This is a genomic window from Streptomyces katrae, from assembly GCF_000966975.1.
In the GTDB taxonomy this organism is placed as follows: Bacteria; Actinomycetota; Actinomycetes; order Streptomycetales; family Streptomycetaceae; genus Streptomyces; species Streptomyces katrae.
On sequence record NZ_JZWV01000024.1, the window covers coordinates 1 to 24,209 of the forward strand.

Annotated in this window: 23 protein-coding genes and 1 tRNA gene; 10 read left to right on the plus strand and 14 right to left on the minus strand. The window is 70.5% G+C overall.

Annotated elements, in window-relative coordinates:
* The first annotated feature begins 111 nt into the window (after positions 1 to 111).
* Positions 112 to 1,050: a Yip1 family protein gene (locus VR44_RS01735; RefSeq protein ID WP_045945536.1), complete on the plus strand. Its 939-nt coding sequence runs from the start codon at positions 112 to 114 to the stop codon at positions 1,048 to 1,050.
* Positions 1,051 to 1,128: 78 nt separating this feature from the next.
* Here VR44_RS01735 and VR44_RS01740 read toward each other — a convergent pair whose 3' ends face one another.
* Together VR44_RS01740 and dcd are read right to left on the minus strand one after the other, a co-directional pair.
* The gene (locus VR44_RS01740) at positions 1,129 to 1,626 is read right to left on the minus strand and encodes a phosphoribosyltransferase (protein ID WP_045945537.1); all 498 of its coding nucleotides are present in this window, start codon (positions 1,624 to 1,626) and stop codon (positions 1,129 to 1,131) included.
* Complete coding sequence (gene dcd / locus VR44_RS01745) at positions 1,623 to 2,210, minus strand: dCTP deaminase (protein WP_045945538.1); 588 nt, start codon at positions 2,208 to 2,210, stop codon at positions 1,623 to 1,625. The genes VR44_RS01740 and dcd overlap by 4 nt, the downstream gene beginning before the upstream one ends.
* A 470-nt stretch (positions 2,211 to 2,680) precedes the next feature.
* Here dcd and VR44_RS01755 point away from each other — a divergent pair.
* The 6 genes from VR44_RS01755 to VR44_RS01780 all read left to right on the plus strand — a co-directional run bounded on the left by VR44_RS01755 (position 2,681) and on the right by VR44_RS01780 (position 8,145).
* Positions 2,681 to 2,751 (plus strand) — tRNA-Gly (locus VR44_RS01755).
* A 526-nt stretch (positions 2,752 to 3,277) separates the two neighbouring features.
* The gene (locus VR44_RS01760) at positions 3,278 to 4,258 is read left to right on the plus strand and encodes a hypothetical protein (RefSeq protein WP_052713416.1); all 981 of its coding nucleotides are present in this window, start codon (positions 3,278 to 3,280) and stop codon (positions 4,256 to 4,258) included.
* 614 nt (positions 4,259 to 4,872) lie between these two features.
* On the plus strand, positions 4,873 to 5,076 hold the full coding sequence (locus VR44_RS01765) for a cold-shock protein (protein WP_042817427.1): 204 nt from the start codon (positions 4,873 to 4,875) through the stop codon (positions 5,074 to 5,076).
* Positions 5,077 to 5,325: 249 nt separating this feature from the next.
* Positions 5,326 to 6,768: a DEAD/DEAH box helicase gene (locus tag VR44_RS01770; protein ID WP_045945540.1), complete on the plus strand. Its 1,443-nt coding sequence runs from the start codon at positions 5,326 to 5,328 to the stop codon at positions 6,766 to 6,768.
* 559 nt (positions 6,769 to 7,327) lie between these two features.
* On the plus strand, positions 7,328 to 7,666 hold the full coding sequence (locus tag VR44_RS01775; RefSeq protein WP_045945541.1) for a MerR family transcriptional regulator: 339 nt from the start codon (positions 7,328 to 7,330) through the stop codon (positions 7,664 to 7,666).
* A gap of 257 nt (positions 7,667 to 7,923) precedes the next feature.
* Positions 7,924 to 8,145, plus strand: coding sequence for a hypothetical protein (locus tag VR44_RS01780; protein ID WP_045945542.1), 222 nt, complete (start codon positions 7,924 to 7,926; stop codon positions 8,143 to 8,145).
* Between the two features lie 172 nt (positions 8,146 to 8,317).
* Here VR44_RS01780 and VR44_RS01785 read toward each other — a convergent pair whose 3' ends face one another.
* Positions 8,318 to 8,677, minus strand: a complete 360-nt coding sequence (locus VR44_RS01785) for a hypothetical protein (protein ID WP_045945543.1) — start codon at positions 8,675 to 8,677, stop codon at positions 8,318 to 8,320.
* Between the two features lie 241 nt (positions 8,678 to 8,918).
* On the opposite strand from VR44_RS01785, the gene VR44_RS01790 reads away from it, so the two are divergent.
* The 3 genes from VR44_RS01790 to VR44_RS01800 are packed head-to-tail and all read left to right on the plus strand — an operon-like array spanning position 8,919 to position 11,671.
* The gene (locus VR44_RS01790; RefSeq protein ID WP_425424479.1) at positions 8,919 to 9,584 is read left to right on the plus strand and encodes a lysophospholipid acyltransferase family protein; all 666 of its coding nucleotides are present in this window, start codon (positions 8,919 to 8,921) and stop codon (positions 9,582 to 9,584) included.
* A 33-nt stretch (positions 9,585 to 9,617) separates the two neighbouring features.
* Positions 9,618 to 10,277, plus strand: coding sequence for a TetR/AcrR family transcriptional regulator (locus VR44_RS01795; protein ID WP_045945545.1), 660 nt, complete (start codon positions 9,618 to 9,620; stop codon positions 10,275 to 10,277).
* Entirely contained in the window at positions 10,274 to 11,671 is a 1,398-nt protein-coding gene (locus VR44_RS01800) for an MFS transporter (protein ID WP_045945546.1), read from the plus strand. Before VR44_RS01795 ends, VR44_RS01800 begins: the two co-directional genes overlap by 4 nt.
* A gap of 86 nt (positions 11,672 to 11,757) precedes the next feature.
* Here the strand turns inward: VR44_RS01800 and VR44_RS01805 are convergent, their stop codons facing one another.
* The 11 genes from VR44_RS01805 to VR44_RS01855 all read right to left on the minus strand — a co-directional run bounded on the left by VR44_RS01805 (position 11,758) and on the right by VR44_RS01855 (position 24,045).
* Positions 11,758 to 12,405, minus strand: coding sequence for a DedA family protein (locus VR44_RS01805; RefSeq protein ID WP_052713417.1), 648 nt, complete (start codon positions 12,403 to 12,405; stop codon positions 11,758 to 11,760).
* A gap of 134 nt (positions 12,406 to 12,539) precedes the next feature.
* On the minus strand, positions 12,540 to 13,370 hold the full coding sequence (chcA, locus tag VR44_RS01810; protein ID WP_045945547.1) for a 1-cyclohexenylcarbonyl-CoA reductase: 831 nt from the start codon (positions 13,368 to 13,370) through the stop codon (positions 12,540 to 12,542).
* Positions 13,367 to 14,551: an acyl-CoA dehydrogenase family protein gene (locus tag VR44_RS01815; protein WP_045945548.1), complete on the minus strand. Its 1,185-nt coding sequence runs from the start codon at positions 14,549 to 14,551 to the stop codon at positions 13,367 to 13,369. The genes chcA and VR44_RS01815 overlap by 4 nt, the downstream gene beginning before the upstream one ends.
* Complete coding sequence (gene aroA, locus VR44_RS01820) at positions 14,548 to 17,499, minus strand: 3-phosphoshikimate 1-carboxyvinyltransferase (protein ID WP_045945549.1); 2,952 nt, start codon at positions 17,497 to 17,499, stop codon at positions 14,548 to 14,550. The genes VR44_RS01815 and aroA overlap by 4 nt, the downstream gene beginning before the upstream one ends.
* Positions 17,500 to 17,543: 44 nt before the next feature.
* The gene (locus VR44_RS01825; RefSeq protein ID WP_045945550.1) at positions 17,544 to 17,798 is read right to left on the minus strand and encodes an acyl carrier protein; all 255 of its coding nucleotides are present in this window, start codon (positions 17,796 to 17,798) and stop codon (positions 17,544 to 17,546) included.
* Positions 17,795 to 18,865 (minus strand): beta-ketoacyl-ACP synthase III, encoded by a 1,071-nt coding sequence (locus tag VR44_RS01830; RefSeq protein ID WP_045945569.1) that lies wholly within the window; start codon positions 18,863 to 18,865, stop codon positions 17,795 to 17,797. The genes VR44_RS01825 and VR44_RS01830 overlap by 4 nt, the downstream gene beginning before the upstream one ends.
* An 8-nt stretch (positions 18,866 to 18,873) precedes the next feature.
* Positions 18,874 to 19,926, minus strand: a complete 1,053-nt coding sequence (locus tag VR44_RS01835) for a 3-oxoacyl-ACP synthase III family protein (RefSeq protein WP_045945551.1) — start codon at positions 19,924 to 19,926, stop codon at positions 18,874 to 18,876.
* Between the two features lie 62 nt (positions 19,927 to 19,988).
* Positions 19,989 to 21,176 carry a beta-ketoacyl synthase N-terminal-like domain-containing protein gene (locus tag VR44_RS40880; RefSeq protein ID WP_052713418.1) on the minus strand — a complete coding sequence of 396 codons (1,188 nt, stop codon included), beginning with the start codon at positions 21,174 to 21,176 and terminating at the stop codon, positions 19,989 to 19,991.
* Positions 21,173 to 22,360 carry a beta-ketoacyl-[acyl-carrier-protein] synthase family protein gene (locus tag VR44_RS01845; RefSeq protein WP_169790965.1) on the minus strand — a complete coding sequence of 396 codons (1,188 nt, stop codon included), beginning with the start codon at positions 22,358 to 22,360 and terminating at the stop codon, positions 21,173 to 21,175. Before VR44_RS01845 ends, VR44_RS40880 begins: the two co-directional genes overlap by 4 nt.
* Before the next feature lie 72 nt (positions 22,361 to 22,432).
* Positions 22,433 to 23,227 carry an SDR family oxidoreductase gene (locus tag VR44_RS01850; RefSeq protein WP_045945553.1) on the minus strand — a complete coding sequence of 265 codons (795 nt, stop codon included), beginning with the start codon at positions 23,225 to 23,227 and terminating at the stop codon, positions 22,433 to 22,435.
* Positions 23,221 to 24,045, minus strand: a complete 825-nt coding sequence (locus tag VR44_RS01855; RefSeq protein ID WP_052713420.1) for an alpha/beta fold hydrolase — start codon at positions 24,043 to 24,045, stop codon at positions 23,221 to 23,223. Before VR44_RS01855 ends, VR44_RS01850 begins: the two co-directional genes overlap by 7 nt.
* Between the last annotated feature and the right edge of the window lie 164 nt (positions 24,046 to 24,209).

The window sequence follows — 24,209 nt, forward strand, 5'->3', positions numbered from 1 at the left end:
CCCAAACCCCCCACCCCCACACCCCCTAGGGGATGTCACAGCTCAGCCGCAAAGGCCCCGTTTCCACCGGCCCGGCCACGACCGCCCGCCGGAGCAGGTACTTTCGATCACGTGGCTGGATTCAGGATCGGACGGGGCCGGGACGACAACCGCCCCCCGCAACAACCCCCGCACACCCCGCGGCAGCAGCCGTACGGTCAGCAGCAGGCGCCCCAGGCGCAGGCGCAGGCACCGTACGGCCACCAGCCGTACCCGCCCGCCGGCGGCCCGCCGCCGCAGCAGCACTGGCCGCAGCCGGGTGGCGGTGCCGGCGGCCACGGCGAGCCCGAGTACTTCGACCCGTACGGCGGCGGCCCCGGCGGCCACCACCAGCAGCCGCACCACCCCGGCGCGCACGAGCCCTCGTACGCCGACAACCCGGGCCACACCCAGGCCTTCTCCCTCGGCGAGGACCCGTACGGCCAGGCCACGGCCTACCACGCGGGCGCCGCGGCCCCCGCCCCGGCCGGGCCGCGCCTGCACTGGAAGGACCTGCTGCGCGGCATCGTGCTGCGGCCCGGGCCGACGTTCCTGCAGATGCGCGACTACGCGGTCTGGGGTCCGGCGCTCACCGTGACCTTCGTCTACGGCATGCTCGCCGTCTTCGGCTTCGACAAGGCCCGCAAGGACGCGATCAAGGCGACCCTCACGCAGGTGATCCCGATCGTCCTGAGCACCGGCGTGGCCTTCGTCATCTGCGGCCTCATCCTGGGCGCCGTCACCCACACCCTGGCACGCCAGCTGGGCGGCGACGGGGCGTGGCAGCCGACCGTGGGCCTGTCGATGCTGGTCATGTCCATCACGGACGCCCCGCGCCTGCTGGTGGCGGTGTTCCTCGGCGGCGACAACATGTTCGTGCAGGTCCTGGGGTGGGTGACCTGGCTGGCGGCCGGCGCGCTCTTCACCTCGATGGTCAGCAAGTCGCACGACCTGCCCTGGCAGAAGGCGCTGGGCGCGTCCGCGATCCAGCTGGTCGCCCTGCTGTCGATGATCAAACTCGGCACGCTCTGACCGTCCGGGCGCCCGCACGCAGAACGGAAGGGCCCGCCGCGCACCAGCGCGGCGGGCCCTTCCCCTTGTCAGCACACCTCAGGCGTCGAGGATCTGCCCCTCGCGCTTGACCACCGGCGGCTCCGTGGACCACGGGAACTCGATCCAGTCGTCGGTCTTCTTCCACACGTACTCGCAGTTCACGAGCGAGTGCGACTTCTCGTAGATCACCGCGGAGCGCACCTCGGCGACGTGGCCGAGGCAGAAGTCGTGGACGAGCTTGAGCGTCTTCCCGGTGTCGGCCACGTCATCGGCGATGAGGACCTTCTTGTCGGTGAAGTCGATCGCCTCGGGCACGGGCGCCAGCATGACCGGCATCTCCAGCGTGGTGCCCACACCGGTGTAGAACTCGACGTTCACGAGGTGGATGTTCTTGCAGTCCAGCGCGTAGGCCAGACCGCCGGCGACGAACACCCCGCCCCGGGCGATGCTGAGGATGATGTCCGGCTCGTAGCCGTCGGCGGCGATGGTCTGCGCCAGCTCGCGGACGGCGCTGCCGAACGCCTCGTAGGTCAGGGTCTCGCGTACTTCGCTCATGCCTCGTGCCTCACCTGCGTGCGGTGGAAGTTCTGGAAGGAGCGCGAGGCGGTCGGCCCGCGCTGCCCCTGGTACCTGGAGCCGTACCGCTCGCTGCCGTACGGGAACTCCGCGGGCGAGCTGAGGCGGAACATGCACAGCTGCCCGATCTTCATGCCCGGCCAGAGCTTGATCGGGAGGGTGGCGAGGTTCGACAGCTCCAAGGTCACGTGGCCCGAGAACCCGGGGTCGATGAACCCGGCGGTCGAATGCGTCACCAGGCCCAGGCGGCCCAGGCTGGACTTCCCCTCCAGTCTGGAGGCAATGTCCTCGGGCAGCGAGATGACCTCGTACGTCGAGGCGAGGACGAACTCACCCGGGTGCAGGATGAAGGCCTCGTCCCCGTCGGGCTCGACCATGCGGGTCAGGTCGGGCTGCTCGATCGCAGGGTCGATGTGCGCGTAGCGGTGATTCTCGAAGACCCGGAAGAACCGGTCGAGGCGCACGTCGATGCTGGAGGGCTGCACCATCGACTCGTCGAACGGGTCAATGCGAACCCGTCCGCTGTCGATCTCGGCCCGGATGTCTTTGTCGGAGAGAAGCACGTCCCGAGGATACGCAGAGCGCGCGGGCCGCCCCCAATCGAGAGCCGGGCCCGCGCGCCCCGTGAGCCGTACGTGACGGTCCTACCGCTTGACGCCGCCCACCGGCACCGCGTGCCTCAGCCGCGCGCACCGCGGACACCGCAGCAGCCGGCCGGGTCCGATCCGGCCGGCACCGAGGTGCTGCAGCGGGAAGGAGGCGGTGCTGAAAACGTGCCCTTCGGCACAACGGACGACTGTGCGCTCCATCGAGTCCCTTTCCCCAACGAGCCGTACTGCGATGAATCGCCACATTAGGGGATGATCGGGACCTACTCCAGCCGCCGCTCCGCACCCCAAAGGTACGCCCCAACTCCCGCGCGCGTGACGCCTGGTGCCCTCTGGGACGGACGACGACCCCACGGGTGGATTCACCGGGGGTCGATCATGGGGTACAGTGTGCAACGGTAGGGATCCAGGCAACTGGCCCCCACGCGGATGTAGTTTAATGGTAGAACATGAGCTTCCCAAGCTTATAGCGCGGGTTCGATTCCCGTCATCCGCTCAGATGCGAAGGCCCAGGTCAGCGACCTGGGCCTTCGTCGTTGTCCAGAACTCTCCGACCTTGGCCCTCACCACCGAAGGCCGCAGGGACATCCTCGGGGCTCTGGGCCGGCGACGGCGGCGAGGGCCACCACGCCGGGGCCGGACTCGTTCAGCGTCTGATATGGCCGGAGGGTTCCCGAAAGGACCGGGAAACGGGCACGGGGTCGGCGGCGAACTGGTCCGATCGGTGGATTTCGGGCCGTTTTGTGGTGCCGAAGGCTGTCCGGGGAGGATTCTGGGGCGGCAGCAGGGGTGCGCTGATCTGTGCGTATCTCGGTCGTTGTTTCGAAGAGTTGTGTCACGCCAGTGGAGAGGGCGTGACACATCCGGTGCCGTCGAGATGACGGAAGGCACCGCTCACAAACGCGTTGGAGCCGGTGGCGGGCTTCACCGGTACGCGTCCATGGGGTGACGGGAACGCGGCGGAAAGCGCGGCAGAGCAGGCAGTGCAGCCTTTTGACCGTCAAACAGGAGGAAGAGGAAACATGGCAGTCCTGACGCCGTTCTCGACCAAGGTGACCGCTGGTGAGGACGAGGCCGAGTCCATCGTCAACGCCATCGGCGAGCAGAAGCACGTGATCACCGATGACGAGCGGAACGGGTTCGGCTGGCCTTGGGGCAGCATCACGGACGCGTGCGCCAGGCACATGGGACGGCGTCCCAACGGCGCGTGGATCAAGAGCCCTACCGATCACGACCTTTACAACAGCTACGGATGGCAGCAGACCACCACTGTCCTGAAGGCCACCAAGGCCGAGATCCTCGGGATCAACAGCAAGCCGACGACCGTGAAGACCGCCACGTTCCGCAACGACTCCAGCGTGGGCGCCAACTTCAACGTCAAGATCACCGAGCAGGTGTCCAACACCGTCAGCAACACCTGGTCCACGACGAACAGCTTCGCCCTGGAACAGACGATCAAGTACGAGATCGGTTTCCTGGGCACCGGCGGCGGTGGCGAGACCTCGATGAGCTACACGCACAGCTGGGGACAGTCGAAGACCGAGTCCCAGACGATCACGCTGGGCTCGGAGGCCGGGGTGGATGTGTACCTCGAACCCGGGCAGGCGGTGAAGGCCACGCTGGTCGCCACCCGGGGCACGATGGAGGTCAAGGTCACCTACTCGGCCACGGTCGAGGGCCGCGTGGCCATGAACTACAACCCGACGCACAACGGACACCACTTCTGGAACGCCGGTATCAACACCATCCTCCAGGCGGGCGGCCTGAACCGCAGCAAGACGTTCACCGAGAACCTCGAAATCGGCTACTACTCCGACGCCGAGGTCCTCTTGGAGGACGCCAAGACCGGCGAGCTCCTGGTCCGCTTCCCCGTCGACGGCGGCCCCGCCGTCGAGGCGGGCGAAACCCTCTCCTTCGACCTCACCCCGCAGGCACGAGAGGCCGAGGCCGCCGAAGCCGCGCGAGCAGGTACCCCCGCCGACCCCGAACACCCGACCGCGTAACAAGGACACCCGGGCAACGGCGTGTGCCGTGCGGCCCTGTATCCCATCTGTCGACCAGTGTTCCGGCCTCTCATAGCGCGGGTTCGATTCCCGTCATCCGCTCTTCCACGAAGCCCCAGGTCAGCGACCTGGGGCTTCGTCGTCGTCCAGGTCTCTCATGGACCGCGCGCCATGTGCGCCCTCACCGCGCATCGGATCACGGGGGTGAGGGTGGGCGGATGCCCGGTGACGGCCATCGGTCCTGGAGAGCCGGGGCGGCGTGACGTCTTTGATCACCGCGCTCACGACGGTCGCCGTCACGTCACGCAGGCGTACGGGCTGAGACGAGTGCACGAATACCTGCTTTCGCGGCCTGAGATTTTAACGACCATCGCAGACAGAGTTCTTACCGGCGACACGCAGGGAGAAATATTCGCAGCACACGGGCTGCGATTACGTGCTACTGTCGAAATCAGTTGCAGTTTTGGTACCCAAAGACTTCAAGTGCTCCCGTCGGCCGCGTGCCGCACGGAAGCGTGTTGTATTTCCGGTCATTTTCCGGACGGGGCATCATCGCGGCGACACGGCGTCCGTACGGTACGGATTCCGTCGTACTTGCCCAGAGGAGAAATGACATGGCTGCTGGCACCGTGAAGTGGTTCAACGCGGAAAAGGGTTTCGGCTTCATCGAGCAGGATGGTGGCGGCCCTGACGTGTTCGCCCACTACTCGAACATCGCCGCGCAGGGCTTCCGCGAGCTCCAGGAGGGCCAGAAGGTCTCCTTCGACATCGCGCAGGGCCAGAAGGGCCCGACGGCCGAGAACATCGTTCCCGCCTGACGCTGACGCGCAATACGCAGCTGGGGCCCGCATCCCTCGGGGTGCGGGCCCCAGCTGTATTCATTCGCAGGGTCCTCACACGCGACCGCGCCACCCCCATTTATTGCGCGACCCGATGGCGTGTCGAATTTTCCTCGCCCTGGCCGAGCCGCCGGCTCCCTCATTCCATTCGGCCGTCCCCGTGGTTCCAGAAGCCGTTCATACGCTGCCGGAATTCCTCGATGCGTGCCGTATCCAGGAAGGTTCTGAATGAACCCCACCCGCACGAACGGCCGTACCTCCCGCACCCGCCGCAACGGCGGCCACACGTACGACTCCTCCGCCGGAACGGGCCGAGGCGGCCGCCCCGGTTGGCCCGCCGCGAGCCGGCCGGAACGTCCGAGCCGGTCGGGCGGATACGGCAGGCGTCCCGCCGCCGCGCAGGGGGAGTTCGCCCCGCCGAAGACGATCACACCGGCGCTGCCCGCCGTCGAGGCCTTCACCGACCTGGCTCTGGACCGGCGCCTCCTGGCCGCGCTCGCCGTGCAGGGAGTGGCGGTCCCGTTTCCCATCCAGGGCGCGACGCTGCCGAACTCCCTGGCCGGCCGTGACGTCCTGGGTCGCGGCCGGACCGGCTCCGGCAAGACCCTCGCCTTCGGTCTGGCCCTGCTCGCCCGCACCGCCGGACAGCGCGCCGAGCCCCGTCAGCCGCTGGCGCTGGTGCTGGTCCCCACCCGGGAACTCGCCCAGCAGGTCACCGACGCCCTCATCCCCTACGCCCGCGCCGTGAAGCTACGCCTGACCACCGTCGTCGGCGGAATGCCGATCCGCCGACAGGCGAACGCGCTGCGCGGGGGCGCCGAGGTCGTCGTGGCCACCCCCGGTCGCCTCAAGGACCTCATCGACCGCGGTGACTGCCGACTGGACCAGGTCGCGATCACCGTCCTCGACGAGGCCGACCAGATGGCCGACATGGGCTTCATGCCGCAGGTCACCGCGCTCCTGGACCAGGTCCGCCCCGAGGGCCAGCGGATGCTGTTCTCCGCGACCCTGGACCGCAACGTCGACCTGCTGGTCCGCCGCTACCTCACCGACCCCGTCGTTCATTCCGTCGACCCCTCCCAGGGCGCGGTCACCACGATGGAGCACCACGTCCTGCACGTGCACGGCGCCGACAAGCACCGGCTGACGACGGAGATCGCGGCACGCGACGGTCGAGTGATCATGTTCCTGGACACCAAGCACGCGGCGGACCGCCTCACCGAGGACCTCCTCGCCTGCGGTGTCCGGGCCGCCGCCCTGCACGGCGGGAAGTCGCAGCCGCAGCGCACCCGCACCCTCACCCGCTTCAAGACGGGGCACGTCACCGTCCTGGTGGCGACGAACGTCGCCGCGCGCGGCATCCACGTCGACAACCTCGACCTCGTCGTCAACGTGGACCCGCCGACGGACCACAAGGACTACCTCCACCGCGGCGGCCGTACCGCGCGAGCCGGCGAGTCCGGCACTGTCGTCACCCTGGTCACCCCCAGCCAGCGTCGCGGGATGACCCGACTCCTGCAGGACGCCGGCGTCGTGCCGAAGACCACTCAGGTCCGCTCCGGCGAGGAAGCGCTCCGCAGGATCACCGGCGCCCAGGCCCCGTCGGGCGTGCCCGTCACGATCACCGTGCCGCCGGCCGAGCGGCGCAAGGGCGGCACCAGGCGAACCTGAGCCGGCTCCGGCCAGCCGCGAGAGGGCCCGACCGGCACGCGCCGGTCGGGCCCTCTCGCGTATCGAATGAATGACCGCGTCATGCGCACACAGGAAAATCTAAGTCGGCCAGCATAGACATTGAGTGGTGACCCAGCTAAGGTTTCTCTCGTAGTCGAGAGAGACAGTGAGGCCTGGCAGAGACGAACTGTCGGCAAGCAGTACCAGGCAGGACGGTGCGGCATGGCAGATGCGGCACCGTGATGGCAGTACGCAGTACCCAGCAGTACGCAGTACCCCCGTGGTAGGGAATTGATCACCGGAGGAAGAACGGAGGAACGCGGCGCCATCAGGATCGCCCGGCCGGAAGTCTCGGGTCCGGGTACCGCAGGACATCGATAGTGAGGTGGTCTCCGGTCAAGCAACCGCGATCCCCGCGAACCCGACAGTCACTGGGTCGGTTCAGCGGACACAGAAGGCCGGCGCAGTATCAGGGCCGGCAGGTGGTGTAGTAGTTCCTTCGGGGCCCTGGTGCCGTACGGCACCAGGGCCCCTCTACGCGTTCCACAGAGAGGTGCAAATGACAGCAGACGACTCGTACGGGCGTCTCGACGACGACGACTACCCCGCCTACACCATGGGCAGGGCCGCCGACATGCTCGGCACCACCCAGGGATTCCTCCGCGCCATCGGCGAAGCCCGCCTCATCACCCCGCTCCGCTCCGCGGGCGGCCACCGCCGCTACTCCCGCTACCAGTTGCGCATCGCCGCGCGTGCCCGGGAACTGGTCGACCAGGGCACCCCCATCGAAGCCGCCTGCCGCATCATCATCCTCGAAGACCAACTCGAAGAAGCCCAGCGCATCAACGCCGAGTACCGCCGCGCCGCGGAATCAGCCCCGCCGCCGGACTCGGACTGAGGCGGGGGCACGTCGTCGATCCGGGGCAGGGCCACGGACGCCTCGGCCGCCGGTGCGGGAAGCGCGGAGTGACCTCGGTGACCTCCGGGTCGCTCCCCTGCGGCCGCCGCCCCCGGCCCGTACCGTACCGAAACTCCAAAAACCGCTGGTCAGTGACCTGAAGCCGCTGTTTTCGCCGAGGCCCCCCTCGGCTGCCTCGCCCTGCGGGCGTGGACTGCCGCAGCGAACGGATGTGCGCGGGGCGCATACTGGCGGCAATGACAAATCCCAGTGCACCGAAGCGCTATTTGCCCACCAGCCCCTTCAAGGCCCCGGTCACGCGGCCTCCTCAGCAGTTCGCCGTAGGCGACCAGGTCACACACGACGTGTACGGCCTCGGCCGGGTCATCGGCATCGAGGGCGGGATCGCGGCGCTCGTGGATTTCGGCTCGACGCAAGAGCGGATCCTGAGTCCGTACGCCAAGATGAGCAAGTTGTAGGGCAGCCGCCGTGCCCGGTCACGGCGCAAACCGGAGCCCCCCGTCCCGACCGAGCACCCCACCCCCGCGACGGTCCGCCCGCTGGGGCCGTACAAGGGTGCGAAGGCCCAGGTCCCAGACCTGGGCCTTCGTCGTTGTCACACCTCTCGGGGTCCCCTGCGGCGGGGCGGGGTCAGTGATCGGAGTAGCTGACGTCGCCCATGGTCCAGGCGCTGATGTCCGCGATCGAGACGCGGTACATCCCGCCCGTCTCCGGGATCCCCACCGTGCCCTGGAGGATCCGTGCCAGGTGGAAGTGCAGGTGCGTGGGCGGTCCGTCCTTCGCCGCCGCGCCGGCGAAGACGGCGGAGAACTCGGCCAGCCGGTCGGAGTCCGCAAGGACCTCCGAGACCCGCTGCCGCCACACCGCTTCGGGTGCCAGCCGGCCTGTGATGACAGCGCCGCCGGTCACGACGGTCAGGGACATCTGGTTGCTCCGCCCGGACTCCACCAGCCTGGCGACGTCAACGAGCAGCTCGTCAGTCTTCGACATGAGACCCGATCCTACGGGGCACCTCGGGGGCGGAGTTTCGAAGCGGGGGCTGTCGCGAGCGGACGCGTGGGCGTCGTGTCCGAAACACGCCGGCTTAACCGGCTGGGGGCGTGCCGCTAAAGCCCGGCTTATTTCGGATTGACCGACGGCGGGCCTCGTGTAGAACGGGTCCATGCGGAGAAAAGCCCAGTCGTCGACTCCAGCCGAAGGTGGGCCCGGTCTCACTTATGCGCTCGGCGCCGTGATCGTGCGACCGCTCCTGCGGCTCGTCGCACGGAGGGAATGGCGGGGCGCCCACCATCTCCCCGGTCAGGGCGGACACATCGTCGTCATCAACCACATCTCACATGTGGATCCGTTCGCCTACGGACACTTCCAGTACAAGAACGGCTTGCCGCCCAGGTTCCTGGTCAAGTCCTCGCTGTTCACCGTGCCGGTGGTCGGAGCCTTCCTGCGGGCCACCGGTCAGATACCCGTGGAACGCAACAGCCACCGCGCGGCGGACGCTCTGCACGCCGCGGTCGCGGCGCTCGAACGCGGGCGGTGCGTGGCCCTCTATCCGGAGGGGACCCTCACCACCGACCCCGATCTGTGGCCGGGGCGGCCCAAGACCGGTGCGGCCAGGCTGGCGTTGACCACCGGAGCGCCGGTCATCCCGGTGGCGCAGTGGGGTTCGCACAAGATCCTTCCTCCGTACGGGAACGGCAAGCGGCGTCTGCTGCCGCGCCCCACGCTGGTCGTCGCCGCGGGCCCTCCCGTCGACCTCTCCGACTTCCACGGCGCCGAACTCACGGCCGCGGTGCTGCGCCAGGCCAGCGAACGGATCATGGCGGCCGTGACGGAGCTGCTGGAGGAGATCCGAGAGGAGAAGCAGCCCTTGAGCCAACCCGGGGAAAATCGCCAGTAGACAGTGTCTACGGCGGTGCTGTAGAAACTGATCATGGAACGTGAGAACTCCCTCCGGGATCGGCTGATCGATGTCGGGGTGGACCTTGTGATGACCGAGGGAACGGGCTCGCTGGGGCTCCGGGAGATCGCCCGTCGGGCCGGGGTGTCCCATGGAGCCCCGCGCCGGTACTTCCCGACGCACCATTCCCTGCTCTCCGCGATCGCCCACCGGGGTCTCGCGGACCTCAAGGACCGGTTCACCGCCGTGACCAGTGGCATTCCGTCGGCGCGCGGCCAGTTGGAGGCGCTCGGCAAGGCGTACATCGGGTACGCGCTGGAATTCCGCGGCATGTTCGAACTCCTGCTCCGCCACGATCTGCTCGACAGCCGGCAGAACGCGTCGGACCAGCCGCGGCTGCGGGAGCTGACCCTTCCGCTCTTCGGGACCATCGTCGAACTCGTCGCCCGGCACCGCGAGGAGGACAAGGTGGCGCTCCGCCCCGGCACGACGAGGGACCTGCCCCCGCCCGAGATCTCGGCCGGACTGCTCTGGTCCAATCTGCACGGGATCGCCCAGCTGTGGGCCTGGGGCAGCCTGCCCCTGGCTCTCGGCACCGCCGGGACCGCCGGGACCGGCAGTGGCGACGACGGCGTGCTCGACACGCTCGTCGCCACAGCTCTGGACACCCACCTTGGACCGGTGAACCCTTGACCGAGACCGTACGGCAGCGCCTCGCACTCGTGGTCAGTGTCGCCGGCGCGATGATCGTCGCACTCGACGGAACCGTGCTGACCGTGGCGCAGCCCGAGCTGCAACGCGATTTCGGCGCCAGTGTCGAGCAGATCCAGTGGACCAGCACCGGCTACATGCTCGCGGTGGCCGCGCTCCTCGTCATCGCCGGACGCCTCGGCGACCGGTACGGGCACCAGCGGCTGCTGCTCCTCGGCGTACTGGGTTTCGGGGCCACTTCGGGCGGCATCATGCTCGCGCCCGACGTCCGCTGGGTGATCGGACTCCGCGCCCTGCAGGGCGTGTTCGGCGCGCTCCTGCAACCGGCGACGCTCGCCCTGCTGAGACTCGCCTACCCGGCGGACAGGCTCAACACGCCGGTCGCCATCCGCACCAGCTCGATCGGGGTGGCCGCGGCCGCCGGTCCGGTGCTGGGCGGCTTCCTCGTCACCCATCTCGGCTGGCGCGCGGTGTTCATGGTGAACGTGCCGATCGCGATCGCCGTCCTCTTCGTCCGGGTTCCGGCGCCGTCCGGCGGCGAACGCCAGCGGCTCGATCTGCTGGGCTCGGCCCTGCTCGCGGGCACGCTCACGGTCATGGTCCACACCCTCGGCGCCATTCCCCGCGACGGGTGGACCTCGGCGCCGACGCTCCTGGGCTTCCTCGCCACCGCGGGACTCGCCGCCGGGCTCGTCGTGCACGAACGCCGCACCGCGAACCCGATCGTGCCGCCCGCCGTGCTGCGGTCCGTACCGGTGACGGCGTCCATGGTGATCCTGCTCCTCACCACCAGCGGCATGTTCGGTGCCCTGTTCGTGGGCACGTTCTCCCTCCAGGACGTCCTCGGGCTCGACCCGTTCGCCGCCGGACTGCGGGTCCTCCCGATGACCGTGCTGATGGTCTTCGGTGCCCCTGCCGCCGCCGGGGCGTTGAACCGGTACGGCGCACGCCGCTGCGCGATCGCGGGTACGCTCCTCGTCGCCTTCGGGATAGTGGGACTGGTCCGGATCGAAGCGCCGGGCCCGTGGTGGATCACCGGTCTCGCCTTCGCCGTGCTCGGCGCGGGGTTCGCCACCGTGATGGTCACCGCCACCGGCACCGTCGTCGGCGATGCGCCCGCCGGCTACGCCGGGGTCGTCGGCGGGCTCAAGCAGACGGCGATGAACATCGGCCCCACGCTCGGCATCACCGTCGCCGCCACCCTGATGGTGGTGGACCCCTCCTACGGCGGGACACCCGCCGCGGCCGCGGGCACGGGCGACGCCGTCGGAGTGGGGCACACCCTGCTCGTTCTGGCCGCGATCGCCGCCCTGGCCACGCTGCCGGGATGGCTGCTCCCGTCGAGGGCCTCCCGCGAACCGGAAATGGCGCGCTGATCCGCGTCGTCCGCACAACGGAAATCGCCCAGCCCGAGAGGTTCGGGCTGGGCGACCGCCGGCGGCCGGGTTCCTCCAGCGGTACGTCAGCGAGCGGCCCGGCGGGAACGGACCACCTCGATGAGCACGGGCGAGAAGGAGACGATCATGATCAGGGCGATCACCGGAAGCATGTAGGAGTCGATGCTGCCCTTGAGCGAATCGCCGAGCCGGTAGCCGAGCAGGGTGATCCCCACCGTCCACACGACCCCGCCGATCGCGTTCCACATGAAGAAGGTGCCCCCTCGCACGCCGAGGAGTCCGGCGACGGGGTTGAGGAAGGTGCGCACGACCGGCACGAAGCGGGCGAGCACGATGGCCTTCCCCGCGCCGTACCGGAGGAAGTACGCCTCTGCCTGCGCGACGTGCGCCTGCTTGAACATCCGCGAGTTGGGGCGTGCGAACAGCTTCGGTCCGAGCCGCGCGCCCATCAGGTGACCGAGTTGTGCGCCGCAGACCGCGGCCACGGGAGCCCCGATCAGCAGCGCGGGCAGCGAGAGGTGGAAGTCGGGGCGGCCGAAGACCTCCGCCGCCGCTCCTGAGGCACCGACCCCGGCGAGGAAGAGCAGCGAGTCGCCGGGCAGGAAGAAACCGACGAGCAGTCCCGTCTCCACGAAGATGATGGCCAGGATGCCTATGAGTCCGAAAGCTGTGATCACCGACTGGGCGTCCAGCACGTTTACGGCAAGGTCCATGTGGATCCCCCGATGAAGGTTGGTGTGGGTGGCGGTACCGCCCCTGTTCGGCGGCACCGGGTGGAGCTGAGCGTGGTGCGGCCGCCTCGGTGGACCGAGGCGGCCGCGTCGGTGAGCAGGCTTCCGGCGGGTGCCTACCGCTGCCCCGTGGGGCGCTCGCCCAGGGTGAGCGGCGCCGAGGTGTCGGCGAAGAACGGCGGGGCGACCACGTTCAGTCCGCCGTCCACCGCCAGGGTCTGGCCCGTGATGTACTCGGCCCCGGGCGAGAGGAGGAAGGCGATGGTGTCGGCCACCTCCTGGACCGAGCCCGGCCGTCCCTTCGGGATGCGTTCGAGTACCGTGGCCATGTCGGCCATCCCCGGCACCCCGTAGAAGAACTCCAGGGAGTCGGAGTCGATCAGGCCGCCGTTGACGGCGTTCACATTGATGCCGTAGGGGGCGAACTCCACGGCCATGTACCGGACCCAGGACTCAATGGCGGCCTTCATCGAGCCGAGGGCGGCGTACGTCGGGTAGGCGCGGATGCTGCCGTAGCTCGACAGGGCCACGATCCGCCCGCCCCGGTCCATCAGCCGCACCGCCTGCTGCGCGCCGAGCACGAACGGCCGCAGGTTCATGGCGTAGGTACGGTCCAGATGGTGCGGCTCGAAGTCGAGGATCTTCTTGAAGGCGCCGGCCGCGGCATTGGAGACGAAGTGGTCGAGCCGCCCGAACTCCTCCCTCACCGTGGCGAAGAGGCTCTCCACTCCCTCGACCGTCTCGACGTCGGCCTGTACCGCCAGGCCACGGCCGCCCGCCTCCTCCAGTTCGGCCACGGTCTTCTCGGCGAGGTCGGCGTTCTTCTTGTAGTTCACCACCACGGTGGCGCCGGCCCGGCCGAGGGTGAGCGCGAGTGCCCGCCCGATGCCGCGCGAGGCGCCGGTGATCAGCGCCACCTGGTCCCGGGCGTTCTTCCGCTCGGTCATCGGGCCGCCCCCGTACGGTTCAGGAGCTCGCGGAAGACGACGGCCTTCTGGATCTCGTTGGTGCCCTCCTCGAAGCGCTGGGCCCGGGCGTCCCGGTAGACCCGCTCGATCGGGCTGGACTTCCAGTAGCCGGAACCGCCGTGCACCTGAAGGGCCTTGTCGGTGACCCGCCCGAGCATGTCGACCGCCGTCAGCTTGGCCATCGACGAGAGCATCGCGGCGTCCTCCGCCCCGGCCTCCCAGCAGCGGGCCGCGTGCAGGGTGAGCTGCTTCGCCGCCTCGATGTCCGCCTCGTTCTCCGCCAGCATGAACTGGAGCGCCTGCCGCGAGGTCAGCGGCCGGCCGAAGGTCACCCGGTTCCGGGCGTATTCCAGCGCCAGCTCCTGGGCGCGGCGGGCCAGCCCCACGCAGCTCATCGCCACCGAGATGCGTGAAGGCGTCAGGAATCCGCCCAACGCGACCGCGAGGCCGTCCCCTTCGCCGCCGAGCCGGTTCGCCACCGGGACCGGCGTCCGGTCGAAGGTCAGGCGGGCGTGGTCCGTGCCGGTGACCCCCATGGTCTGTGAGGTGTCCTCGACGGTCACCCCGGCCGCGTCGCGCGGCACCATGAGGGCGACGGTGCCCTCGTGTCCGGTACTGCCGGCCAGCCGTGCGGCCAGCAGCCAGTAGTCGCACCGCACCCCGAAGGTGATGAGGTGCTTGGTACCGGTCAGGTAGTACGTGTCGCCTTCCCGGACGACGCTGGAACGGATGTCGGCGCCGGAGCCGGCGTCCGGCTCGGTCAGCGTGAAGGCGACCTTGAGCCGGCCGGCGACGGAAGGCAGCACGAACCGCTCGCGCTGGTCGGGGGTGGCGAACTGGTCCATCGCCCGCCAGGTCCCGTTGACCACGTGGACCACCATGCGCAGGGAGCCGTGGCAGCGGGAGAACAGCTCCATCAGGTCCATCCACTGCGGGAAGGAGAGGCCACGCCCTCCGTACTCGCGTGGAGCGGCCAGCGACAGGTAGCCGCGCTCGCGCAGCTCGGTCCAGAGTTCCTCGGGGACCGTGCCCGTGCTCTCGATCCGGTGGGCCCACTGCTCGGCGGGACCTGCGACGTACGCGGCCACCTCGGCCCGCAGTCGCCCGAACTCGCCCGGTGCGATGCCGGGCGCCGCAGGTGCGGCCTCGGTGATGCTCATGCCTTCTGCTCCTCGAGTGGTGCCGGGCAGAGGGCCTCGGCCCGCTGCCTGAGAACGAACTTCTGGACCTTGCCCGCCGGATTGCGGGGCAGCCGGTCGACCAGCTCGAGCCGTTCCGGCCAGTAGTGCTTGGAGACCTGGTGGTAGTCCAGGTACTTGCGCATCGCCTCCAGGTCGAGGTCGGCTCCGTCGACGAGGGCGGCGAAGGCGCAGGCGCGTTCGCCGAGCCGCTCGTCCGGGGTGCCGACCACCGCGACCTCGTCCACCGACGGGTGCTGGTGCAGGAGTTCCTCGATCTCGGCGACGGGGACCTTCTCCCCGCCCCGGTTGATCACGTCCTTGACCCGGCCGGTGATCCGGACGTAGCCGTCGGGATCGATGACGGCGAGGTCCCCGGTCCGGTACCAGCCGTCGTCCGTCCAGGCTTCGGCGGTCAGGTCGGGACGGTCCAGGTAGCCCACGAAGCAGGTGGGGGACCGGACCTCGAAGTTGCCCTCGCGCCCGGCCGGCAGCGTCCGTCCCGCGTCGTCGGTGACCCTGAGCCCGACCCCGGGCATGGCACGGCCGTCGGTGCCCCACACCTTCCCGGGCGGGTCGTCCGGCGCCGAGAGCGACCCCAGGCAGGTCTCCGTGGTGCCGAACGCGCCACAGACCGTGGTGCCGAGGACGGCGGTGGCCCGCTCGGCCAGGCTCCGGGGCAGCGCGGCTCCGGCCACGACCATCGTCCGCAGCGTCTCCGGGGCCCGGCCCCCCGCCTCGACCTCCTTGAGCAGGTCGGCCAGGAACGGCGTCGCCGCCTGGACGAAGGTGGCGCCGTGCTCGACGACCGCCCGCAGGGCGGTGCGCGGGTTCCAGTGGGCCTGGACCAACTGGGGCACCCCGAGGGTGACGGCCAGCCACATCCCGTAGAGGAAACCCGTCTGGTGAGCCAGCGGGGACGGGATGAAGACCACGTCGCGGTCGTCCAGTCCGAGCCGTTCGGCCTGCAGCCGGACGGCGTGGCCGAGGGTGTCGTGCCGGTGCAGGACGCCCTTGGGCTCACCGGTGGTCCCCGAGGTGAAGAGCAACTGCGCCAGGGCGTCCGGGGTCGGCTGCCGAGCGGCGAGCGCCACGGTGTCGACGGGGGCGGCGGCGGTCGCGGCGCCCCAGTCGGACCAGGTCAGCCCCTCGCCGTCGGCGGGGAGTGCCACCGCTCCCCCGTCGGCCGCGACCACGGCCACATGACGGACCCGGGCCCGGCCCGCCGGGTCCTCGGCGAACCAGGACGCGGTTTCCGCGAGGTGGTCCCGGTTCCTGAACCGGTCCGCGACCAGCAGCACGCGCGCGCCGGAGCGGCGCAGCGCGAAGGCCATCTCCCGCTGCCGGAGGATGGGCATGAGCGGGCAGCAGACGGCGCCGATGCGCAGTGCGGCCAGCGAGACCTCCACGAACTCGGCCCAGTTGGGGAGCTGGTACGCGACGGCTTCGCCGGGCTGTACGCCGAGGGCCAGGAGGGTGGCGGCCGCGCGATCGACCCGCTGGTCGAGCTCGCGCCAGGTCGTCCCGGTGTCGTGGCCGTCCCGCACGTCCACCAGGGCGACGCCGTCGGGGCGGTGCTCGGCCCAGTGGCGCAGCTGCTCGGGAAGCGAGGCGGGCGGAGTGACGGCGGGGCCGGGCTCGACGGACAGCCGCAGCCCCAGGCCGGTCATGTCCGCGAGGAATCCCGGGTAGGAGATCTCGTAGGCCTTCGGGTAGGTGAGGGTGGTGACGCCGTGCGCCTTCGTGCCGGCCAGGGCGAGCGACATCAGGATCCGGTGGTCGTTGTACGAGGAGACGCGCGCGCCCGTGAAGGCCGTCACCCCGCGCACGCGCAGCCGGTCACCCTCGAGGGTGAGGTCGGCGCCCATGGCGTTCAGCTGGAGCATCGCGGCCACCCGGTCGGACTCCTTCAACCGGACGTGCCCGACGTGCTCGAAGACCGTTTCCCCGTCGGCCAGGCCGGCCAGGGTGCAGAGCACCGGGAGCATGTCCGGGACCTCCCGGCAGTCCACGGTCGTGCCGCGCAGCCGGATGCCGTCGTGGCGGATGCGGACGCCGCCGGCCCCCGCGTCGACCGTCATCGGCACCCCCATGCGCCGGACGACGTCGAGGAAGCCGGTCTCGGGGTGGTGGGCCGGGTCGCCGTCGAGCCGTGTGATCCCGCGCAGCAGTACGTCGGAGGGGTGGAGGGCGGCGGCGGCGATCCCGAACGCGGCGGAGCCGAGGTCCGGCGGAAGGGTCAGGTCGGTCGGCCGGGCGCTCTGCCCGGGAGCGATGTCGAACCGCCGCCAGTCGTCGGACACGGTCACCTGGAGACCGAAGCGGCGCATCATGGCCACCGTCAGCTCCACGTACGGCCGCTCGTTCAGCTCGCCGGACACCTCCACGACGGTGGGGCCGGAGGCGAACGGGGCGAGCAGGAGCAGCCCCGAGATCCACTGCGACAGCGTGCCGGGTATCACCACCCGGCCTCCGGTGGGACGGCCCGGGGTCAGGTGGACCGGCGGGCAGCCGTCGTCGGACTCCAGTTCGACCCCCAGCCGGCGCAGCGCGTCGAGCAGCGGGCCGACCGGCCTGCGGCGGAAGTACTTCTGTCCGGTCACGGTGACCGGGGACTCCGCCAGTGAGGCGAGGCCGAGCATGAGGTACAGCGTGGTGCCGGAGCTGCCGGCCGAGACGGTCTGCCGACGCGGCCGGTAGCGGCCGCCCCGCACCACGTACGTGTCACCCTCGACGCTGATCCGGGTTCCGAGGTCGCGCAGCAGGCGGATGGTGTATTGCACGTGGCGGGCGTCCGAGACGCCCTTGATCCGGCTGGTGCCCTCGGCGAGCGAGGCGAGGATCAGCGCGCGGTGCACGTGGTACTTGGAGGTGGGGACCAGCAGCTCGCCGCGCAGCGGCTTCCTGGTCGGCCTGACCATGAGATGCATGAACTGCCTTTCCGGCTCGTGGAGTCGGGACGGAGGGCGGCCGGTCAGGCCGGGATCTCACCGTGTTCGAGGTAGGCGACGGCCTGTCCGACGGTGGTCAGGCGGTCGAAGACGGCGTTCGGCACGTCGGTGCCGAAGCGGCGCTGGATCAGCACGAACAGCGACACGATGGTCAGCGAGTCCATGCCCAGGTCGTCGATGAACGAGCTCTCCGGCGTGATGTCCTCGGCCGGCACACCGGCGACCTCGTCGACGATTTCCTTGAGGGCCTGCAGGGTGTCGCTCTGAACAGCGGTCATGATCGGTTCTCCTTGGTCGGATGGGCCGGCGCGGTGGCGGCCGGTACGGGCGGTCCGGCGGGCGCCGGCGGGAGTCGGACGACCTGGCCGCCCCAGACGAGGCCGGTACCGAAGGACAGGAGCAGGGCGAGCCCGCCGGGCCTGGCCCGGCCCGAGGCGAGCAGCTCCTGCATGGCGAGCGGGATCGACACCGCGGAGGTGTTGCCGTGGATCTCGACGCTGCGGGCCACCGCCACGTGGTCGGGGATCCCGAGCTCCTTGACCAGTTCGTCGATGATCCGCATGTTGGCCTGGTGCGGGACGAAGGAGTCGAGGTCCCGGACGGTCACCCCGGCCTTCTCCAGCGCCTGCGCGGCGATGGGGCCGAGCTGGTAGGCGGCCCACCGGAACACCTCCCGGCCGTCCATGGTGATCACCGGCCAGTCGGGGGCGGTCGCGTCGCGCAGCTCCGCCCAGGAGTGGCTCTGCCGGATGGTCTCCTTGTGCGAGCCGTCGGAACCCCAGACCACCGGGCCCACGCCCGGCTGGTCGCAGGGGCCGACCACGGCGGCGCCCGCTCCGTCGCCGAAGAGGAACGCGGTGCCGCTGTCCTCGTGGTCGAGCAGTTCGGAGAGCCGTTCCACGGCGATCACGAGTACGTACCGGGCGCTCCCGGCGGCGACCATGTCGGACGCCAGCGACAGCCCGTAGCTGAAGCCGGCGCACCCGGCCGAGATGTCGAACGCGCCCGGTGCCGCGGCGCCGATCCGGTGCGCGACGCCGGCCGCGAGTGAGGGGAACTGGTGCAGGTGGGAGACGGTGGACACGATCACGCAGCCCACCTCGGAGGCGGCGATCCCGGCGTGTTCCAGGGCCCGCTCGGCGGCCGTGGCGGCCATGAACTCCACCGTCTCCGTCGGCTCGGCCCAGTAGCGGAAACGGATCCCGGAGCGGCTGCGGATCCACTCGTCCGAGGTGTCGATCCGCTCGCAGATCATCTCGTTGGTGATCCGCCGCGACGGCAGGTACGTGCCGAGGCCGAGCAGGCCCGTCAGGGCACCCCGGAAGGCCGGACCGTGTTCTGTCAGCGGGGTGTTCACGTGGTCGCCACCGCCTCGAAGTCCTCGGGCCCGCACCAGCGGACCAGCGCCGCGCCGATGCTCAGGCCCGAACCGAACGCGGCGAGCACCACCTGGTCACCCGGGGAGAGCCGGCCGAGGTCATCCGCCTCCCGCAGCACCAGCGGAACGCTGGCACCGGACGTGTTGCCGTACTTCTGGATGTTGGTGACCGTACGGTCCTCCGGTACGCCCAGGGCGGCCATGATGCCGCGGACGATGTAGAGGTTGGCCTGGTGCAGGGCGAACAGGTCGACGTCCGACACGTCCTGCCCCGCCCGCGCGAGCAGCTCCTCGATGACCTCGGGCACTTCCCCGACGGCGAACTCGTGCACCGCCTTGCCCGAGAGCGTGGCGAAGTTGTCGCCGAAGGCACTGGTCAGCGGGCGGCCGTCGCGCAGGGTCCGCTTCTCGCGCGCCACCCAGACCGCCTCGTAGCGGGACGGGTCGCTGCGCAGCAGGGTGAGGCCCACCCCCCGGTCGGGGCGGCAGCGCTCCAGCAGGTAGCAGGCCGCGCCGTCGCCGAAGATCACCGCCGGTCCGGGGTCCTTCCAGTCCATGGTCCGGGTGTTGACGTCGGCGAGCACCACGGCGACCCGCCGGTATTCCCCGGAGGCGAGGTACTTGGCGCCGACGTCCAGGGCGAACACGCCTCCCGGGCAGGCACCGCTGTTGACGTCGAATCCGGTGGCTCCGTGCGCGCCGGCCTTCTCGATCACCCGCATCGCCGTGGGCGGTGCCATGTTGTCCGGTGTGTAGGTTCCGCAGATGACGAGGTCCACCTCGGACGGGCTGACGCCCGCACGGGCGCAGGCGTCCTTGAGCGCGGCGGCCCCCAGGTCCGAGGTCCACTCGTCCTCGGCGGCCATCCGGCGGGTCTCCACGCCGATGTTTTCCCTGATCCACTCGTCCCGGGTGAGGAGGACCTCCTCCAGGTCGGCGTTGCTGACCACCTTTTCGGGGAGATATCCGCCGACCGCCCGGATTCCCACGCCCCAGGACCGCGCCAGCGGTGTTCCGGATATGTCCATTGAAGGTTTCCTGTTCGATTCCAGTGAGCCGGTTCGGATGGTTCGGCGTGCGCGGCGCCCGTTCACGCCCCGCTCCCGGCCGCCGGGGGACGGAGCACCAGGGCCGCCGCCTGACCCCGGGCATCGGTGGTGAGCACCAGTGCCGGGGCGGGACGCAGCCGCTGTGCCCGAGCGGCGACGCCGATCCTCGGCAGGCACGGGTCCCATCGGGTGAGTCCGCAGGTCGGCGGTGCCAGACCGGCCTCCAGAGCGCGCGCCGTCAGCGCGAGCTGCACCAGGCCGCTGGCGCCCGCACAGTCTCCGAGCGCCCCGAAGGGGGTGAAGACGGGAACGGACGGACCCATCAGCTCGTGCAGGGCGCGCGCTTCCGGACCGTCGACCCCGGTGCCGCCCGTGGCCGAGGAGCAGACGAGGCCGATGCCGGCGGCGTCGAGCCCGGCCCCGCGCAGCGCCCCGAGCGCGGCACGCACCGCCGTGTCCTGCCCAGCGTCGCCCCTGACCGTGCTCCAGCCCGACACCTCGGCGAGCACCCGCGCACCGCGGTCGCGCACCCTGCGGTGGCTTTCGAGCACCAGCACCACGACGGCCTCTCCGGGCACGGCGGCTCCGCGCCCGGCGGAGAACGGCCCCGCCCCCGGGCGGTCCACCCGGGCGGCCGTGGGGTCCAGGGTTTCAACAGCGGCGACGAGGACGGCCTCCGCCGCGCCCGTGAGCACCTGATCGGCACCCACGGCCAACGCGTGGCTGCCCGAGCAGCGTCCGGCGGTGACCGTCACGATGCTGCCCTCCGCCCCTGCGGAGACCGAGAGCTCGGAGGCCACGGCGTTGAGGCTCGCCTGGGGGCCGGAGGACGGACTCACGAGTGCCGGGCCGTGGGTCACGCCGTCGTGCAGCACCCGCAGGTAGTCGTCGAGCCCGGCGGTGGTGGTCCCGAGGGCGACGCCCACGTCGGCCGGGGCCGGCGCGCCGCCCGCGTCGAAGCCGGCGTCCCGCCAGGCGAGCGCACCCACCCGGGAGACGAGCAGGGACTCCCGGCTCAGTGCGCGGAGCCGCTTCCGCTCGAACGCCGGCACCTCCGGCAGATCCGAGGAAAGAACCGCGGCGAAGCCGGCGCCGCGGAAGGGGCCGTCGCCGTAGGTCGTGGTGGTGGCGGCGGTGCCGCCGCCGAGCAGGGCCTCCCACGTCGCGTCCAGGCCGGCGCCCAGCGAGCCGGCGAAGGCCATTCCCGTGACGGCCACGGACCGGGTCATCGGGCCCTCCTGGAACCGAGCCGGGTGAAGACGGTGCACCCCGTGTTGCCACCGAATCCGAAGGCGTTGTTCACGGCCACGTCGACGCGCGCCTCACGGGCCTCGAGGGACACGAGGTCCAGCGCGCACTCCGGGTCCGCGTCCACCAGGTTGGCCGTCGGCGGGATCACCCCGTCACGTATCGCCAGTACGCAGCCGACCGCCTCGATGGCGCTCGCCGCGCCCTGGGCGTGGCCGAGCGCCCCCTTCAGCGACGAGACCGCCGGGGTACGGGCACCGAAGACGTCCCGGATCGCCCGGGCCTCGACCCGGTCGTTCGACGGAGTGCCCGTGCCGTGCGCGCTGATGTAGCCGACCCGGTCGGCCGGGACTCCGGCCTGCGCCAGAGCCCGCTCCATCGAGCGCCGCGCACCGCGCCCCTCGGGGTGCGGCGCGGTCATGTGGTAGGCGTCGGAGGCACTGGACCAGCCGGCGAGCTCCGCGTAGACGCGTGCACCGCGGCGGCGGGCGTGCTCGTACGACTCCAGCACCAACGCGGCCGAGCCCTCGGCGACGAGCAGTCCGGCCCGGTTGCGGTCGAACGGCCGGGCCACGTCCGGCGCGATCGACCGCAGGCTGGTGAACAGCATGAGGAGCGCGGACGACATCTCGTCCACCCCGCCGGCGATCATGACGTCGGCGCGGTTGGCCCTGATCGTGTCGGCGGCGTACGCCAGCGCACTGTTCCCGGAGGCGCAGGCGGTGCTGACCACCACGCTCGGGCCCATGAAGCCGAGTTCCCGGGATACGGCGTCGGCGAGGTCGGCCAGCGGGGGAGCCGGGTCGAGGCCGTCGATGGCGGCCGGCGGCTCACCCCGGTGGAACCGCATGACGCCCGCCTCCACCGCGGCGCGGTTGCCCAGCAGGGTTCCCATGCAGACTCCGGCGCGGGCCGGGTCCGAGGTCCACGGCCGCACACCTGCGTCGGCGGCCGCCGCGAGGCCCGCCGCCACGGCCAGCTGTGTGCTGCGCGGAAGACCCGATGCCGCGTCGCCGAACCCCTTGACCTCACCCCCCATCCGGTGCGGAAGGCCGGTGACGTCGCACAGCGTGATGGGTGCCGTGCCGACCGACCCCTTCACCGCCGCGTCCCAGAACTCCCCGACCGTGGTGCCGATCGGCGTGAGCGCGCCGACCCCTGTCACCACGACCGCTGCGGACTGCCCGTGTGCAACCAATTCCTGTGGTTCCCCTCGTGATTTCTGGGCCTCGTCCTCCTAGACCAGTCCTTCGCCGCCGTCCACGCTGATGACGTTTCCGGTGAGCCACGACGAGTCGCTCGCCGACAGCAGCACGACGGCTTCGGCGATGTCCTCCGGGACGGTGGCCCGGCCGTGCGGATTGGCCTGCGTGGCCCGCTGGATGAGGTCGTCGCCGCCGGGGATGCGCTCCAGCGCGGGTGTCCGGGTGACGCCCGCCCGCAGCGCGTTGACCGCGATGCCGGAGGGGGCGAGTTCCACCGCCAGTTGCCGCACGTGCGAGACGAGCGCGGACTTGGCCGCCGACACGGCCCCGTAGTGCGAGATGACCCGGTTGTCACCGTGGCTGGTCAGGGTGAAGACCTTGGCGCCCCGTGACAGCAGCCCCGCGGTGTGGAGGTCCCTGACCCAGTAGACGAGGCTGTGCGCCATCACGTCGCTGGTCATGTCCATCTGGCGCTGGGTGATGACGCTCGGCTCACCGGTGCTCGGGATGAACGGCAGCAGGCTGCCGAAGGCGAGGGAGTGGAGCACCACCCGCACACCGGCGCCGCCGGTGACCTCCGTCAGCTTCTCCACCAGCTCCGCCCGGGTCGCCCTGCTGGCGGCGTTGGCGTTGTGGAAGGAGACCTTGGCCCCCAACTCGCGCAGTTCATCGGTGAGTTCGTCGATCGCTTCCAGGCGGTCCGCGGAGTCGAAGTGCACGCCGAAGACGTTCGCGCCCTCCTTCGCCATCGCCAGAGCGGTCGCCCGGCCCATCCCGCTCGACGCGCCGAGAATCAGGCACCAAGTGCCCTTGGTCGAAGTCAACATGTGTACCTCTCACTGTGTGCCGGGAATGTCTCGCGGATCAGGTCGTCCACGGCCGCGGCGAAGCCCTTCGGCTGCTCCGCCATCGGCAGGTGGCCGCAGTCCTGGAAGACGCGCAACCGTGCGTCGGGCAGGGCCGCGGCGAGACCGCGGGCGTCGTCCAGGGGCGCGAACGGATCCCCGTCGCCGGCCACCACGAGCACCGGCAGATCGAGGGCCGCCGTGTCCAGGAAGGGGCTGCGCAGATAGGTGTCCAGGAAGCGCAGGAAGCCGTACGCGCCCACACGGTCACGGACGCGCAGCGCCATGTCGCGGCGCACGCCGTCGTCGAGGGGGCGGCGGGAGCCAATGCGCAGGCATTCGTCGAGGAAGCCGTGGTACGAGTTCAGGTAGTGGCTCGCGGTGTGCCAGGCGAAGTCCTCCGGACTGCGTCGGTGGAACGGGGCGACGACCACGGCCGCTCCGGGACGCACCGCGCGGTCCATGCCGGCCAGCGTCTCCAGGGCGAGCCCGGTGGAGAAGGAGTGTGCGATCAGCACGTCCACCCCGCCGGGCACCGCGTCCAGTGCCTGGCCGATCCACGCGGCCGGATCGCCCCGGTGGCTCCAGGTCTCCTTGCCGGCGGCTCCCCAGGGCATGAGGGCCGACCAGAACTCGACTTCGGGCGCCGCGATCCGAGCGCAGTCGTGCCAGACGGTGTCGGTCCCGGCCAGCCCGTGCAGGGCCAGGACGCGAACGGGCCCGCCCACCGACGCCGGACGCGTCCTGCGAACGAGAACCTCATCCGCGTACGGTCCGGCGTCGCGGCGGATCCAGTCCATTTCTTTTCCTTCTCCTCAAATGCGTTGATCGAAAATTAGCACGCTGCGCTAAAAGCCCTGATAAGCCTTCCTATGACTCGGGCTTTAAAGCCCGGAATGCGGCGCTAAAGCCCGCCAATGAGGTGGATAAAGCCGAGTCCAGCCGCCTTGAAACGGCCTCGAAT